Source organism: Phycisphaeraceae bacterium (assembly GCA_015709595.1).
Lineage (GTDB): Bacteria > Planctomycetota > Phycisphaerae > Phycisphaerales > SM1A02 > CAADGA01.
Genome location: CP054178.1, coordinates 2193413 through 2207883 on the forward strand (window position 1 = coordinate 2193413; position 14471 = coordinate 2207883).

General features: G+C 67.7%; 12 protein-coding genes. 6 read left to right on the top strand and 6 right to left on the bottom strand.

What is annotated here, in order from left to right; genetic code table 11:
* Nucleotides 1–9: 9 nt before the first annotated feature.
* From HRU76_09300 to HRU76_09310, 3 genes are all read right to left on the bottom strand, one after another.
* The gene (locus HRU76_09300) at nt 10–1557 is read right to left on the bottom strand and encodes a hypothetical protein (protein QOJ17766.1); all 1548 of its coding nucleotides are present in this window, start codon (nt 1555–1557) and stop codon (nt 10–12) included.
* A gap of 96 nt (nt 1558–1653) precedes the next feature.
* The gene (locus HRU76_09305) at nt 1654–3123 is read right to left on the bottom strand and encodes an ATP-binding protein (GenBank protein QOJ17767.1); all 1470 of its coding nucleotides are present in this window, start codon (nt 3121–3123) and stop codon (nt 1654–1656) included.
* 489 nt (nt 3124–3612) lie between these two features.
* Nucleotides 3613–4581 carry a GNAT family N-acetyltransferase gene (locus tag HRU76_09310; protein ID QOJ17768.1) on the bottom strand — a complete coding sequence of 323 codons (969 nt, stop codon included), beginning with the start codon at nt 4579–4581 and terminating at the stop codon, nt 3613–3615.
* Between the two features lie 203 nt (nt 4582–4784).
* Between HRU76_09310 and HRU76_09315 the strand changes: the two genes are divergently transcribed.
* The 6 genes from HRU76_09315 (at nt 4785) to HRU76_09340 (ending at nt 9599) form a co-directional block, all read left to right on the top strand.
* Nucleotides 4785–5411, top strand: coding sequence for a hypothetical protein (locus HRU76_09315; GenBank protein ID QOJ17769.1), 627 nt, complete (start codon nt 4785–4787; stop codon nt 5409–5411).
* 149 nt (nt 5412–5560) lie between these two features.
* A complete protein-coding gene (gene rpmA, locus HRU76_09320; protein QOJ17770.1) occupies nt 5561–5848 on the top strand; it encodes a 50S ribosomal protein L27 in 288 nt (95 codons plus the stop codon).
* 245 nt (nt 5849–6093) lie between these two features.
* Nucleotides 6094–7149 (top strand): Obg family GTPase CgtA, encoded by a 1056-nt coding sequence (cgtA, locus tag HRU76_09325; protein QOJ17771.1) that lies wholly within the window; start codon nt 6094–6096, stop codon nt 7147–7149.
* Between the two features lie 338 nt (nt 7150–7487).
* Nucleotides 7488–8192 carry a CDP-alcohol phosphatidyltransferase family protein gene (locus HRU76_09330; protein QOJ17772.1) on the top strand — a complete coding sequence of 235 codons (705 nt, stop codon included), beginning with the start codon at nt 7488–7490 and terminating at the stop codon, nt 8190–8192.
* The gene (locus HRU76_09335; GenBank protein QOJ17773.1) at nt 8189–8686 is read left to right on the top strand and encodes a phosphatidylglycerophosphatase A; all 498 of its coding nucleotides are present in this window, start codon (nt 8189–8191) and stop codon (nt 8684–8686) included. The genes HRU76_09330 and HRU76_09335 overlap by 4 nt, the downstream gene beginning before the upstream one ends.
* A 37-nt stretch (nt 8687–8723) precedes the next feature.
* Nucleotides 8724–9599, top strand: coding sequence for an EI24 domain-containing protein (locus tag HRU76_09340; protein ID QOJ17774.1), 876 nt, complete (start codon nt 8724–8726; stop codon nt 9597–9599).
* A 273-nt stretch (nt 9600–9872) separates the two neighbouring features.
* Here the strand turns inward: HRU76_09340 and HRU76_09345 are convergent, their stop codons facing one another.
* The 3 genes from HRU76_09345 to HRU76_09355 form a co-directional block, all read right to left on the bottom strand.
* On the bottom strand, nt 9873–11372 hold the full coding sequence (locus HRU76_09345) for an aldehyde dehydrogenase family protein (protein ID QOJ17775.1): 1500 nt from the start codon (nt 11370–11372) through the stop codon (nt 9873–9875).
* The gene (locus tag HRU76_09350) at nt 11372–12442 is read right to left on the bottom strand and encodes an arginine N-succinyltransferase (GenBank protein ID QOJ17776.1); all 1071 of its coding nucleotides are present in this window, start codon (nt 12440–12442) and stop codon (nt 11372–11374) included. Before HRU76_09350 ends, HRU76_09345 begins: the two co-directional genes overlap by 1 nt.
* 232 nt (nt 12443–12674) lie before the next feature.
* A complete protein-coding gene (locus HRU76_09355) occupies nt 12675–14120 on the bottom strand; it encodes an aminotransferase class III-fold pyridoxal phosphate-dependent enzyme (GenBank protein QOJ17777.1) in 1446 nt (481 codons plus the stop codon).
* Between the last annotated feature and the right edge of the window lie 351 nt (nt 14121–14471).

Genomic DNA, 14471 nt, shown 5'->3' on the forward strand with positions numbered 1-14471 from the left:
TGTGAGAGTTCAGCGCGAAGCGCCGCCCGTCCTGGCGTCGCCCGCGCCGCCGGAGGACCGGAACAACTCCGCCATCGCGTGTTCGATGCGCTTCGCGTGCCTCAGGTAGAGCCACGCCGCCTGAACCTTGTGCGAGGGGGAGACCCGGCCCTGTCCGGAGGCGATGGCGCCCAGGTCGCGCAGTTCAGACGCGGTGAGCGATTCGCTGTGCCGGGCGATGAGAATCAGCGCCAGCGAATCCGCGCGGCCCAGGCCGATGCGCCGCAGCTTCCTGGCTCCTTCCAGGGCCTCGGGACGGTTGGAGGCGAGCAGGCCCATCAGCAGGGCCTCCTGCTGGCGGCTGTCATCCTCCGCCTCGGCCAGCAGAGCCAGCGCCCGCGGAGCATCGAGCTCGACGAGCATGGCGATGGCGCGGATGGCGATGGCCTCGCGCTCCTCGCGGCGGTGATCGCTGCGGAACATGCGCCGAACCGCGTGCTCCAGCACGCCCAGCCGCTCGGCGACCGGCAGGCGCTCGACGGCGATCATCACGATTTCGCTGCTGCGCCAGTGGTCCAGATCGATCACCTCGCGCAGCGCGGCGGCGGCCTTCTCCGGCGTGGCCAGCGCCGCCCCGGCCGCGGCGACCCGGTCGTTGAGGATCTCGCCGTCGCGGAGCAGCGCGAAGGGGTCCGCCGGAATATCCATCTCGGCGGCGGCGGCGAAAAGCAGCAGCCCGAGTCGAGACCGCTCCGTCCCGGTGCGGGCGGCGGCCAGCCGCTTCCGCCAGGCCGATACGCCGCGCTCCGCGTCGGTGCGCAGCGAACTGGCGATGGCGACCTGCTCCAGGGCGGGGTCGAGCGCCGGGCGGGCGAGGATCGCGTCCAGCCACCACTGCATCCGATCAAGCCGGTAGCGTCCGATGTCGCTCACCAGCCAGAGTTCGTCCTTCAGCCGGGCCTTGTCGTCCAGCGTCTCCAGCCGCGACAGGAAGGGCTGAATCCATTCGCGCGAATCCGTCAGTTGCACCATGAGGCACGCGGCCACGGTCTTGACGGCCTCCGTGGTCGAGGCGAGCAGGGGGCGCACCTCATCCGGGCTGACCTGCTCACGCCGGCGCACCAGGTCAGCCAGGATGGCCAGCCGGGGCGTCTCCTGCAGGTCGTTCCAGCCGAGCATCAGTCGCAGGTCGGCGGGGGTGACCAGGTTCAACCCGATGGCGAGGTTGACGGCGTAGAGACGATTGGCCTCGGAGTCGAGCTTGCTGATGAGCCACGGGTCGATGCGTCTCGCCTCGCTGAGTTCCGCCAGCCCGAGGATGCCATTGATGCGGATCACCGCGTCGTCATGCGAGGTGAGACGACTGAACAGCGGGGTGAGCGACGGGTCGCGCAAGGCGCGCAAGGCGCGGAGCAGATCGTGATGCGCCCCGCTGCGCTGCACGGTGACGGCGGAGCGAAGCTCCGAGATGGCGGATGCGGACGCGTCGGTCGCCTGCGCCCGGGCCGATGACGCCACGGCGCCGAGGATCAGCGCGATGCACGGAAGCAGAAAGATGCCCTGGGCGCCCCGAGCCATTCGCGTGGAGTGTACGCCGACTTTCACGATGCGGCGCGGCGGGGCGCGCGCCACCCTGCGCGCGCCCCGCCCGGAGAGGAAGAAGCGGGTGAGTCCTCACTCCCGCGGAAGCCGCCGGATGTCATGACGCAGCCGGTCGGCCAGCTCCCGGAGCGGCACCGGTTCGCCTCCGTCCTCCAGGTCGATGCGCTCGTTGCGCTCGATCTGGTCGCCCACGCGGCGTCCGGCGGTGAGCACGGTGGAATGATTCCGCCGTCCCAGGGCCCGTCCGATCTCGGGGAAGCTGAGCGTGGTCAGTTCGCGGGCGAGGTAGGAGATCAGCCCCCGGGCGATGACCACGCGATGGTGGCGCGTCTTGCCCAGCAGGTCGCCCCGCTCGACGCAGAGCCGGGCGCAGACCGCGTCGATGATGGTGTTGACCCGCAGGGGCCTGCCTCCGGGTGCGTCGGCCTTGAAGAGCCGCTCGATCATCACGCAGCCGACCTCGCCCTGACCCTCGCCTTCGAGCCGGCAGAGCGCGTCCAGTTTCGAGAGCACGCCCTCCATCTCGCGCACCGAGCCGACGCAGTGAGCCGCCACCTGCTCCGCGGCGGCGTCGTTGAGGCGCAGCCCGCGACGTTCCGCCAGCCGCCTGACGAGGGCCAGTCGCGTGCCGCGGTCGGGGGGCTCGATCTGGCACACCATGCCTGCGAGGAAGCGGCTGATCAGCGCCCGGCTGACGGCCTTGAGATGGCGTGGATGCTCATCCGACGCCATCGCCAGGCGGGCTCCCGAGAGGTCGATGGCGTCAAGCGTGTGCAGAAACTCGTTCTGCGTCGCGGTCTTGTTGGACAGGAAGTGAACGTCATCCACGGCCAGCAGGTCGAGCCCGCGCACCTTGCGGCGGAACTGCTCCACCGAGTTGTTCTTCACCGCCACGATGTACTCATTGGTGAACTGCTCGCAGGTGGTGTAGCGCACGGTGGCGCCGGGGAAGCGGTCGAGGTGACGCCGACACACCGCCTGCAGCAGGTGCGTCTTGCCCACGCCGCACTCCCCGTGGATGAACAGCGCGCCCAAGGTCCGCGGATCGGGCGCCTCGGCGAGTCGGGTGGCTGCGGTGAAGGCGAGTTCGTTGGTCGCGCCGACCACGAAGTCCTCGAAGCGGTGACGCAGCGGCAGGGAGAGATCGGGCCGTCGGGCGCCGGCCAAGTCGTTGCGGCGCGCCGGGCCGGGCGAGGGAACGGCGCTGGGCGCGGCCTGCCTGGCGGGCGTGTGCAGGCCGTTGCTCATGGCGTCGGGGGCTTCGTCCACGCGCACGTCCACCACGGCCTGCGCGCCCAGGGTCATTTCAGCGGCCTGCCGCAGATCCTCGGCGAAGTTGGCGCCGATCCAGTCCGCCACCCGCTGATTCTTCGCCGTCACCTCCAGCTTCTTGCCGTCGATCCGGAACCGGGTGGCGGGTCCGAACCACAGGTCATACTTTCGTTCACCAAGTCGTTTGGCCAGGTATTCCGACACCTGTTTCGCCGCCGCACTCACAGGCAACTCCTTTGCTCGTGGTTGAGGTCTGGTTCGCGTGGTCATGCGTTCTCTCGTGGCCCGCGGGCGCGGGGCAACAGTGCCCGCCCGAAGGCAGTTCGCCGGACCGTTGGGTTGGTGAGTTCGGAATCCGTCCGAGACGCCCGCCCGCGCCCCACGCGCGGTGCTCCGCGCGCCATCCGTCAGCCGACGTGTCGGGCGGGTATCGTCCACAGGACGCATGCCCCGCCCATCGGCCCGTCGAGTCGAGCGCCCGTGCGTGATGCGCGGCGACGACCGTGGATGGTCACGTCAGGTTCGGTCGGGATCGCTCATCCCTGAGCGACGAGGCAGAGAATAGTCGTCGGATCGTTTCGGACAAGGGGTGGCGGCGATGCTGGCGATCACCAACCGCGTTCAAGGCGACGGAAACCCCGCAGCCACGCGGGTTCGGATCGCGCACAGATTTTCTTGCGCCACGTTATGCACAGCGCGCGCGTTCGATGTGGACAACATCTGAGAAGCGGCGCCGGCCCCGTGCGACTTGACACGCGATCAAGAGGTCTCCATCGCGCGGATCAGCGCCTGACGACGCAGCACGCACGTGAAACCATGGCGCGCGTACAGCCGACGCGCCGGCTCGTTTCGCTCGTCCACCGCCAGCGACAGCGTGCGCTCCGATCGCGACGCGGTCTGACGCAGTCCGTGCCGCAGCAGCGCCGAACCAAGTCCGCGTCCTCGCGCCCACGGCGCCAGTCCAAGGTAGACCAGTTCGATCGATCCCTGGCGCGGCGTGGGGTTGAGCAGCAGCACGCCGGACGGTCGCCCGTCAACGCGCAGCAGCGTCCACAGCGATGGCTCGAAGCATCCCGTGGCCTGGTGCCCGGTCAGCACGTCGGAAGGATCGCGCAGTCCGCTCAGGCCCGGGCAGTCGAGCGTGCCTTCATACGACGCACCCAGCGCCTCCACGAAGTCCATCCGCGCGGCGCGTGAGAAGGGCTCCAGTGAGATCGATCCGCCGAGCGCCGGCTCGGGGTGCGACTTCGCGTCATGGCGCTCGTGGCGCCGCTCCATGTACGAGAGCATGGCGAGTGTTGAGAAACCCGCCTGCTCCAGAACGCGCCTTTCGGCCCGCTCGCGGGGCTCGATGAGCGCCTGCGCCAGTCGCGCGCCGGCTTCGCAGGCGTCCTGACAGGCGCGGTCCACGGCGCGCACCGTCGCCTCGGCCCGACCGTCCCGAACGCCCCGGCTGGCGAAGACCATCGCCGTGCGCCCGGGATTAGGTACGGCGATGGCGCATCCGAGAATCTCCCCCCGCCGGTCGGTCACCATCCACCAGTGATCGAGCGTGATGCGGTTGTCCGACGCATAGGCCAGGAACCGTTCGCCCGCCACAGGATCGGGCCGCTCTCCCGCGGAGACCAGACGGGCGGCGGCCTCAGGACGCCACGACGGGGTCACCCGGACTGGGAACCCGGCTTCCGCTGTCGCCAGCCCCGCAATGGATGGGTGGAGAGTGGTCATCGATGGAGCGGCGGGTCGGAGGCGACGGATCGCGGGGAATGCCCGCGCCCGTCGGGCCGGGTGGGTGGGAAGCCGGGACGGCGGGTTTCCTGCCCTTTCCCGTTGCCGGGGGGTTGGCGTTCCGCCTGACTTCCATTAGAATACCCCGCTTGCCCCCCTTTCGGCGGGCGGTCTGCTCCATTGTCTGTCCGAGGATTCTTCCGATGGCACGACTGACGTCCGTTTCCCTTCGTCGATCCGCCACTCTCGTCGCCGCGATGGCGGTGCTGGCGCTCACCGCGGGCGCGCTGGCCTATCCCAAGCCGGCCCGTGTGCCGATCCGCTGGGAACTGACCTTCCAGCCGGGGCCGCTCCGGCTGTACGTCGACCGCGCCGGGGGCGGGCAGGCCTACTGGTACTTCACCTACAAGGTCACCAACCTCACGGGGCAGGATCGGTTCTGGGCGCCGCGCGTGACGCTCTTCGCCGACACCGGCGAGATCACGGACGGCGGCGAGGGCGTGCCGCCCTCCGTCGAGATGTCACTCATCGAACTGCTGGGCAACCCCTTCCTGCAGCGTCAGAACCAGGTGATCGGCAAGATCTTCGTCGGGCACGACAACGCCATCGAGGGGTTGGTGGTCTGGCCAGCCCACAATCTCCAGGCCACGGAGTTGTCGGTCTTCGTCTCCGGCATCAGCGGTGAAACGGCGGAGGTCAACAATCCGGTCACGGGTCAGCGCATCGTCCTGCAGAAGACCCTGCAGCGCAACTACGTGGTGCCCGGCGACCCCCTTTCACGCCGCAGCACCCCGGTGGAACTGGCCAGCGAGGACTGGGTGATGCGTTGAGCGATTCGCCGCAGTCGCCCGCTCGGGGTTGAATCCGCGGCGATCCCCGCCTAGTGTTCGTGCTCGCACCGGCGATTGTGCCGGTTCGCGTTCGGCTTGAGACGATCCCGGCGTCGTCGGGCGTCGGAAACTGATGGGAGCGTGTCGTCGTGGCACACAAAAAGGGACAGGGCTCGGTCAAGAACGGTCGCGACTCCAACCCGCAGTACCGCGGACTGAAGCTGTTCGGCGGGGAGCGGGCGCAGCCGGGCGCGATTATCGTGCGTCAGTGCGGAACGCGCTTCAAGCCGGGATACCTGGTCAAGATGGGCAGCGACAACACCCTCTACGCGACCGCGCCGGGCATTGTCCGCTTCCGCAGCCGCTTCGTGGACATCATCCCCGAGGATTCTTCGGTACCGGCGTACAAGGCCGCAGGCAGCGTGGCAGGCGGCTGAAGGCGTCGGCTGTGCCTGATTCGATTGTCCCCGGGGCGCCGCGCGGCGCCCCGTTGTTATTGAAGGAGATGGTGGGACGGACGTCCCCGCCTGCCGCAAGGAAGGAAGCAGTGGAGCAGAGGCCTGCCTGCTTTCCACGGACCAGTGGAGCAGGCGTCCCGCCGGCCTTTCATCACCCGCCACGAGCAGCACCGTCAGGAATCACTCCATCCCCACCAGCGGCCTGCCTGACCAACGATTGAACCATGTCAGCCCTTGTCGATGAAGCCATCCTGTTCGTGCGTGCCGGCGATGGCGGGCACGGCTGCGTCTCATTCCGGCGCGAGAAGTACATCCCCAAGGGCGGACCGGACGGCGGCAACGGCGGCGATGGCGGCGACGTCGTCCTCGTCGGCGACTCCCACCTCGACACCCTCGTCGCCTTCACCCAGAAGCCGCACCATCGCGCCAAGAGCGGTCTGCCAGGACAGGGGCGTCAGATGACCGGGGCCGACGGTGCGGACTGCGAGATTCGCGTCCCACTGGGAACCGTCATCTACGATCACCACACAGGCGAGTTTCTGGGGGATGTCACCACCCACGGGCAGCGGCTCATCGTCGCCCGCGGCGGCGAAGGCGGCCTGGGCAACGAACACTTCAAGAGCCCCACCAACCAGACGCCGCGAGAGTCCACACCCGGCGCCGTGGGCGAGGAGCGGGTGCTTCGGCTGGAACTGAAGCTCATCGCGGATGTGGGATTGATCGGGCTTCCCAACGCGGGCAAGTCCACGCTGCTGCGGGCGGTGAGCCGGGCCACGCCCAAGGTGGCGGATTACCCCTTCACCACGCTGCAGCCGCACCTGGGTATCGCGGAACTGACGGACGAGCGACGCCTGGTCGTCGCCGACATCCCCGGCCTGGTCGAGGGCGCGGCTCAGGGCGCGGGCCTGGGGCACGACTTCCTGCGCCACATTGAGCGCACCGCGGTGCTGGTGCATCTGATCGACATTGCCCCGCTGGACGGCTCGGACCCCATCCGCAACTACGAGACGATCCGCAAGGAACTCTTCGACTACTCCGCCCCGCTGGCCGAGAAGCCGGAGATCGTGGTCTTCAACAAGGTGGATCTGATCGACGACGAGGCGAAGGTGAACGAGATCGTGCGGCGTTTCAGCAACCGGCTGGGGCTGGTGAAGGAGGAAGACCGTCCGCTGCTGATCTCCGCCGCATCAAAGGAAGGCACGCGCGAGCTGCTGGAGCGCTGCTGGACGCTGCTGGGCAAGGGTGTTGAAGCGGGGTGGCGGGGGAGTGTTGTCGAATAGAGGAGGGTTCGGGGGGTTCGACCGGTTCGCAGCGTGTGCCACGGCTGTCTCAGCCGTGCGAGCGGGCAGTGACGTTCGATCGCGCCGATGCTTCGGTTCGAGCGTCCCCATCGCGACTCGATCACTCTGCCGGCCGCACGGCTCCCGCACGAACGCACGGCCGACACGGCCGTGGCACCCCTTCAGGGACGTAGAGACAAAGGGTGGGATGGCGCTTTGGGAATCCCACCGATACTCCGAGCCGTGGCGGGCACCGGTGGGGTTCGAGGACGTACCCCACCCTGCTCGCTGAACGAACAGGAGCGTGCGTTTCCCCCTATCCCGTGTACCATCCCGGCATGTCTTCCGCCCCGCTCTCCCCGCCGCCTTCCCCCCTGCAGCGGCATCTGCCCAATGCGCTCACGGTCGCCCGGCTTGTGCTGGCGGGGGCCTTCTTCGCCTCGCTCAACGTCTGGCGCTATGACCACGCCAATCCGCTGCCCTTCTGGGGCAACGTGGGGCTGACGCTGTTCATCCTGGCCGCAGTGACCGATGCGCTGGACGGCTACCTGGCGCGGCGCTGGCAGGTGGTGTCGGTGTTCGGGCGCATCATGGACCCGGTGTGCGACAAGGTGCTGGTGCTGGGGGCGTTCGTGTACCTGGCCGGGCCTCGCTTTGTCATGCCCGAGAAGGTGGTGGGCGGCGAGCTCTTCGCCATGTCCAGCGGCGTCTACCCGTGGATGGCCGTGGTCGTCATCTTCCGCGAGCTGCTGGTCACGGGCGTGCGCAGCGTGGCCGAGGCGATGGGCGTGGACTTCTCCTCCAACTGGTGGGGCAAGGCCAAGATGATCCTGCAGACCATCGCCATTCCGGTGGCGATCTGCGTGGCGGTGAACTTCGACCCGGCGCTCAAGCAGAACACGTGGGCGGTGTGGCTGCGCGACATCCTGGTGTGGGGCACGGTGTTCGTGACCATCGGCTCGGGCGTGCCCTACGTGCTGGACTTCTGGAGAGTGATGAAGTCGCGCGGGCGGGGCGCGGGCAAATCGGGAGCGGGGGGTTGAACGGGCCGCGACTGGTGCTGACGATGGGCGGGCTGGGGTTGCTGCGCCCCGCGCCCGGAACGTGGGGCTCGCTGCCCCCCGTGGTGCTCGCGCTGGCGCTGACGCTGGTCGTCGATCCATCGCAGCGCTGGACGGTGGATGTCTGCATCGCGATGATGGGGCTGACGGGCGCGATCGGCTGCATCCGCTTCGGCGCGCTGGGCGAGGAACTGTTCGGCCGCAAGGATCCGCCCCAGGTGGTGGCGGATGAGACGGCGGGGCAGGCGATTCCGCTGCTGCTGCTGCCGTGGGGGTTGGGCGATGGCTCGCTGGGCTGGAACGCCATGCTGGCGGGGATCGCGTTCGCATCGTTCCGCGTGTTCGACATCCTCAAGCCGCCGCCCGCAGGGGGGATTCAGCGGCTGCGGAGCGGCTGGGGCATCCTCGCGGATGACCTGATCGCGGGGGTGTACGCGATGGTGGTCACGCAGGCGGTGGTGCGGCTGGTGCTGTAGGGAAAGCAGGAGCAGTCGGGTACCAAGAACATTGGTGATGACCGGGCATGAGCACCAATCCGCGTCGGTTTCGCCCGTCGGGTCGCCCATGGCGGCGTTCGCCCACGGCTTCTCGCTGCCCATGCGGGCGGTGAACCTGCTGCTGACCACGCGCGGGCTGAAGCGATTCGCGGCGCTGCCGCTGGTTTTCAACGTGCTGCTGTACGTGCTGTTCCTGGCGGGCGCGGTGTGGCTGATCGGGCTGATCGACGTGCAGGTGGGGCCGTGGGAGTTCTGGTGGGGCTTCGGCGGGTGGCTCTCCACGGCGATCAACTGGTCGCTTGGACCGCTCAAGTGGCTGGTGGCGGTGCCGGTGCTGCTGCTGTTGTGCTACTACACCTTCACGATGGTGGGGTTGATCGTGGCCGCGCCCTTCAACGACATGCTCTCGGAGCGCGTGGAGCGGGCCATCTGCGAGCCGAAGGAGAAGCAGTCGCTGCCCCTGCGCGTGACGACGGCGCTGATGGTCCAGAGCATGCTCGATGCGATCGGCATTCTCGGGCGTCAGATTCTGTGGACGCTGCTGGTGCTGCCGCTCATTTTCGTGCCGCTGGTGGGCTTTCTGCCGCTCTTTCTGGTGGGCGCGCACTTCGCGGGGCTGGGGTATTTCGACACGTCGATGGCCCGCAACAACCTGCGCAACCGCCACAAAGCCCCGGTGCTGCGCGTGCATCGCTGGGAGCTGCTCGGTTTCGGCGTGGCGATGCAGCTGCTCTTCCTGATACCCTTCGTGGGGCTGCTCATGCTGCCCGTGGGCGTGACGGCGGGGACGATCCTCTACACCCGCATCGACTGGGAACGCGCCCTGCGCGAGGCCGGGCTGGAGCGGCCGACGGGCTTCATCCCACCGAGGCCGCGGTTCAACACAGAGTGACACGAGAGAAACACAGAGGGGAGAATCGTCCACAGATGAACATGGATGGGCACGGATGCAGGAGGGGAGGAGATCGAGTTCGTTCACTTCACGGTCGGTCACACCAGACCGAAACACGGGCTCTCGTTGGATTCTTGCAGAACAGGGCCGATTGCCTGAACGATCCCGAGCCGATCGAACGGAAGGTTCTCTCGCTTCAACCATCCATTTCATCCGTGTCCATCTGTGGACAGTCTTCTTCTCTGTGTCCCTCGCGTGTTTCTCGGTGTTGATCTACAAAACCCACCGATCGTCCCACAGCATGCCGGTCGGCGGGGCGGCGTCGGTGCTCGTCTCCACCATGTTCGCCACGGGGTAGGCGCAGTAGTCCACGCTGAAGGCGCCCGCCGGGCGGTGGTTGCCGCTGCGGCCGAGACCGCCGAAGGGCAGTTTGCTGGAGGCCCCGGCCGTGCCGGTGTTGCGGTTGATGCACCCGGCGCGGGCGGCGTGGAAGAACCGCTCGTACTCGCCATCGTCGGCGGTGAAGATCGACGCCGCCAGGCCATAGCGCGAGGCGTTGGTCTGCCCGATGGCCTCATCGAGGTCGTTCACCACGGCGATCTGCACCAGCGGACCGAAGACCTCCTGGTCGTGATCGAGCGTGAAACGCTCGACGCGCACCACGCCGGGCGTGACGAACCAGCCGGGCCGACTCATGCGCGTGGATTCGACGAGCACCTGTCCGCCGCGCCGGGCCAGATCATGCTGGAACTGAAGCACGGCCATCGCCGCCTGCTCGCTCACAACCGGGCCCATGAAGACCGGCTCAGTCGCGCGCCCCGGGCCGACGAGAATCGTGCTGGCCGCCTTGCAGAATGCGGCGATGAAGCGATCGGCGACAGTGCGGTGCAGGATGATCCGGCGCGTACAGGTGCAGCGCTGGCCGCTGGTGGCGAAGCCGGCTCGCAGACACTCCAGCACCGCCTGCCGCAGGTTGGCGGATGGCATCACCACCGCCGCGTTGTTGCCGCCCATCTCCAGTGCGATGATGCGCCCGGGTCGGTCAAGGTTGGCCTCGAGAATCCGGCGACCCACGGGCCACGAGCCGGTGAAGAGGATGCCGTCGATATCGTCGTGCATGACGAGCGACGAGGCGATATTCGCGCCGCCCTGCACCACGTTGAACACGCCGGGCGGCAGGCCCGCCTCGTGCATCAGTTCAGCCATCAACTGGCCCGTTGCCGGGGTCTTGTCGGAGGGCTTGCAGACGATGGTGTTTCCCATCAGCAGCGCGGGCACGAAGTGGCCGTTGGGCAGGTGGGCCGGGAAGTTGAACGGGCCGATCACCGTCATCACGCCGTGCGGCTTGAAGCGGCAGAGGCCCAGCCGCGAGGGGGCGGCCTGCACCTGGTACTGGCGCACGCGCGAAATGCTCGGCTCCGAAAGCGTGATATCCACCTTGTCCGCCAGCGCCCTGGCCTCGAAGCGCGACTCGGAGAGGATCTTCCCCATCTCGTCGGTGATGAGTCCGGCCAGGCGTTCGGCATGTTTCGTGACCGCCTGCTGCCAGCAACGCAAGTGCTCGATGCGCTGATCCATCGGCAGCGCGGACCACGCGGGGAGGGCCGCGCGGGCGGCTTCGACGGCCTGATTCACGTGCTCCAGTCGCGGCGAGCCCGACCACACGACGGAGTCCGGCGCCGCGGGATTGCGCGACTGCACCGAGTCGCCGGGGATGCCGATGAAGCGGCCTCCCACGTAGTCCGACGGCCGCTGGGTCAGCGCTTCAGTCATCACGCGACCGCCTTTGCTTCACTGGGGTTTCCCGTGGCGGCGGGACGATCGGACTTCTCCGGCACGGGCGTGACGCCCACCTCGCCTCCGGCGACCGCGCCGATGGCTTCGGCGTTCTCGCGGGGAATGCTGATGGCGTCGCCCTCGATGGTGCAGGGGCAGCGCATGGCGCGGAAGCCCGTTTCGCCCGTGGCGCTCACGATGGCGCGGCCCGCGTATGCCGATCGTGGCGGAGCGAGCTTCATCGCCCGCGTCGACTGCACCACGGGAATGTCCGCCACCATGGTCTCGAGGTACGGCCCGCCGTCGAAGGGATCGACATGGCCCAGATACTTGAAGCCGAGGTTCTCCAGCATCTTCTTGGCCGGCTCCGTCTCCTTGCCCACCTTGCCGATCAGGTTGCGGGCCTCGGGCGGCAGCAGCGACACGTAAATCTCGCTGTGCGGCAGCAGCGAGATCATGAACTCCTTGGAATGCTGGCAGAACAGGTCCGCCTCGGCGTAACTCAGGTTGATGAAGCGGCGGCCGAGGTACTCCCACAGCGTGTTGCGGCTGTCGGGCGTGAGCGGGGCCATCATCTCCGCGATGACGCGCGGCGCGAACCAGCCGCGGTTGAGCGCGATGAAGTGAAACCGCACCAGCGACAGAAGCGAGCCGAGTTTCTCCTTGTGCCCGCGATAGGCGGGGGAGAGAATCAGCCCGCCGATCTCGGAGGGGCCGGTTTCGTCCGTGCCCAGCTGAAGCGTCATGTGAACCGCGCCGGTCTGCAGATCCCGGCTCCAGTGCTCGCGGCGGCGCACCTGAAAATACACGTGCGGCTTGCCCGGCCACGAGTTGGCGGCGATGACTGATGATGTGCCGACGATGTTGCCTGTCTCGGTGTCCTCCACCACGAACATGAACTCGCGCTCACGCTCGCTGTGGGCCTTGCCCGCGAAACTGCGCCGTGAGCGCTGAATCTTGGCGTTGATGATGTCCGGATCGGCCGGCAGGTTGATGAAGTGGACCATCTTGGCCAGCTTCAGCAGCGTGGCGGAATCATCGAGATTGGCTTGGCGGATGACGAACATGAGAGAGGGCTTTCGGCTGTCGGCGCGTGGCGATCCGACGAGTGGTGGACGACCGGCGGATCGAGCAACATCTCGAATGAAACCTGCTGGTGATGCTGAAGCCATCAGATCCACCGCAGAGGCGCAGAGATCGCAGAGTTGATGCCGATCGGGCGTTTCTCTCTGCGTCCTCTGCGCCTCAGCGGTGAATCATTGCTCTCGACTTCGCATTTCGCAACCTGCATGTCGTAGGTCACGCCACCACCCGCGCCATCGCGCGCTCCACGATCGGGAACACCTCATCGAAGTGCCCCGGCTCCATGACGCCGATGGGCGGCAGGAAGCGCACGTGGTAGGGCTCGTGGCCGCAGTAGAAGGCGATCACGCCCTCCTCGAACAGCCGGTGGCAGAGGTCGATGACCTTCTTCTTGTCGCCGCCGAACGGCGTGAAGCGCATCATGCCGCCCGCGCCGTCGTACAGGTTGGTCGTGGCGCGGGGCGCGGGGCCTCGCAGCGGCGCGGGGGGGAACCACTCGGGATGCTTCGAGATCAGCGCCTTCATGTGCGTGCGGAACGCCCCCTGCAGCCGCGCGTTGCGCCCGGTGGGTCCGTAGTAGCCGCCGTCCCGCAGTCGGGTCAGAATCGCCCTGCCCACCTGCAGTGAGATGGTCGAGCCGAGGAACGTGGCGCTGAGCAGCCCCGGCTGGGGGTTCATGTCCGCCGTGAACATGCAGGCGCACACCTGGCTCATCTTGCCCAGCGTCAGCACATCTACGTATTCGCCCAGCCCCAGGGCATCGTACGCGAACATCTCGGTGGTGCGTCCGAAGGTCTGAATTTCGTCGAACCACACCGGCACGCCGTGCCTGCGGCAGAGCTCCACCAGGGGCACGAAGAACTCGCGCGGCGCGGTGTTGAAGCCGCCTTCGCCCTGCACCAGCTCGAACACGCACGCCGCGTGCTGGCCGGGGTAGCGGGCCAGGTACTGCTCCAGTTGCCACCTCGCCCGTGCGATGGATGCTTCGCCATCATCCGGGTCGTAGAAGGGCAGGTAATCGACCAGCGTGTTCAGCGTCACGCCCACGCGGTAGGCGGGCCCGTCGCCGATCTGCGTCATGGTGGTGCTGCGGCCCATGAAGCAGTCGTTGAAGGCCAGAATCCGCGGCGCCTTGCCCTCGCGCTTCTGCATGCACACCTTCAGGGCCGACTCATTGGCCATCGCTCCGCCGTTGATGAGGAAGGCGTGGCGCAGTTTCGAGCCCTTGGATGCCTCCTTGACGAGGAACTCGCCGAACTCGATGGCGTCGGCGTTGAACTGCAGGTTGCCCTGCATGATGGTGTCGCCCAGCGAAGCCCGCAGGGCCGTGGCCACCAGGTCCGGGTCGCTGTGGCCGAACATGTGAACGCCGATGCCGTTGATGAGGTCCCACTTCACCGAGCCGTCGAGCAGTTCCACCAGCGGGCCGCGTCCGATGCCCGAGCCGACGTAGGGGTAGAAGATCGGCCGACCCTTGATGGCGTTCTGCCGCGCGATCCACTGGGCGTACGTCTCCTTGAGTTCGCCGATCGGCCCGCGGGCGCGGGTGATGGACTGCTGATGCTCGCGCAGCTCGCGCACGATGGTCTCGATGGCGTCCTGCACGGCGGGGTTGGCGGCGAACTCCGCGGCGACGGTGCGCTGAGCGGTGTGGACGGGCATGGGGGGCTCCGGGGACGATGGGCGATGTCGGCCTCTGGTGAAGGAATGCCGTGCTGGTCCGATGATCCTATTCAGGCCGGCCGAGTTGTTCGAAGGCGATGAACTCGCGCCGAAGTGGTTGCGGCCAGGTCCTGTACTCCCGCCGGGTCGAACGGTCGCCAGGGAGACAGAGGGGGTGGAATGAGGGTGACCTGAAGACCCCTCTCGTTCGTAGAGAGGGGCAGGTGTGAGGGATTCTGCGTGACTCCGCCGACTCCCAACCACTCACTTCCAGCTTGACACCACCTCCGCCCCGGATGACAATGCTCCAAGCCGGGGCCTTGGCGGCAAGTTCCGAGATCGGGAGTCCGC

What these genes read in the sequence shown, in the direction of transcription:
- HRU76_09300 (QOJ17766.1), bottom strand. Translation starts at nt 1,557, where the DNA reads ATGGCTCGGGGCGCCCAGGGCATCTTTCTGCTTCCGTGCATCGCGCTG.
- HRU76_09305 (QOJ17767.1), bottom strand. Translation starts at nt 3,123, where the DNA reads ATGACCACGCGAACCAGACCTCAACCACGAGCAAAGGAGTTGCCTGTG.
- HRU76_09310 (QOJ17768.1), bottom strand. Translation starts at nt 4,581, where the DNA reads ATGACCACTCTCCACCCATCCATTGCGGGGCTGGCGACAGCGGAAGCC.
- HRU76_09315 (QOJ17769.1), top strand. Translation starts at nt 4,785, where the DNA reads ATGGCACGACTGACGTCCGTTTCCCTTCGTCGATCCGCCACTCTCGTC.
- cgtA (QOJ17771.1), top strand. Translation starts at nt 6,094, where the DNA reads ATGTCAGCCCTTGTCGATGAAGCCATCCTGTTCGTGCGTGCCGGCGAT.
- HRU76_09330 (QOJ17772.1), top strand. Translation starts at nt 7,488, where the DNA reads ATGTCTTCCGCCCCGCTCTCCCCGCCGCCTTCCCCCCTGCAGCGGCAT.
- HRU76_09340 (QOJ17774.1), top strand. Translation starts at nt 8,724, where the DNA reads ATGACCGGGCATGAGCACCAATCCGCGTCGGTTTCGCCCGTCGGGTCG.
- HRU76_09345 (QOJ17775.1), bottom strand. Translation starts at nt 11,372, where the DNA reads ATGACTGAAGCGCTGACCCAGCGGCCGTCGGACTACGTGGGAGGCCGC.
- HRU76_09350 (QOJ17776.1), bottom strand. Translation starts at nt 12,442, where the DNA reads ATGTTCGTCATCCGCCAAGCCAATCTCGATGATTCCGCCACGCTGCTG.
- HRU76_09355 (QOJ17777.1), bottom strand. Translation starts at nt 14,120, where the DNA reads ATGCCCGTCCACACCGCTCAGCGCACCGTCGCCGCGGAGTTCGCCGCC.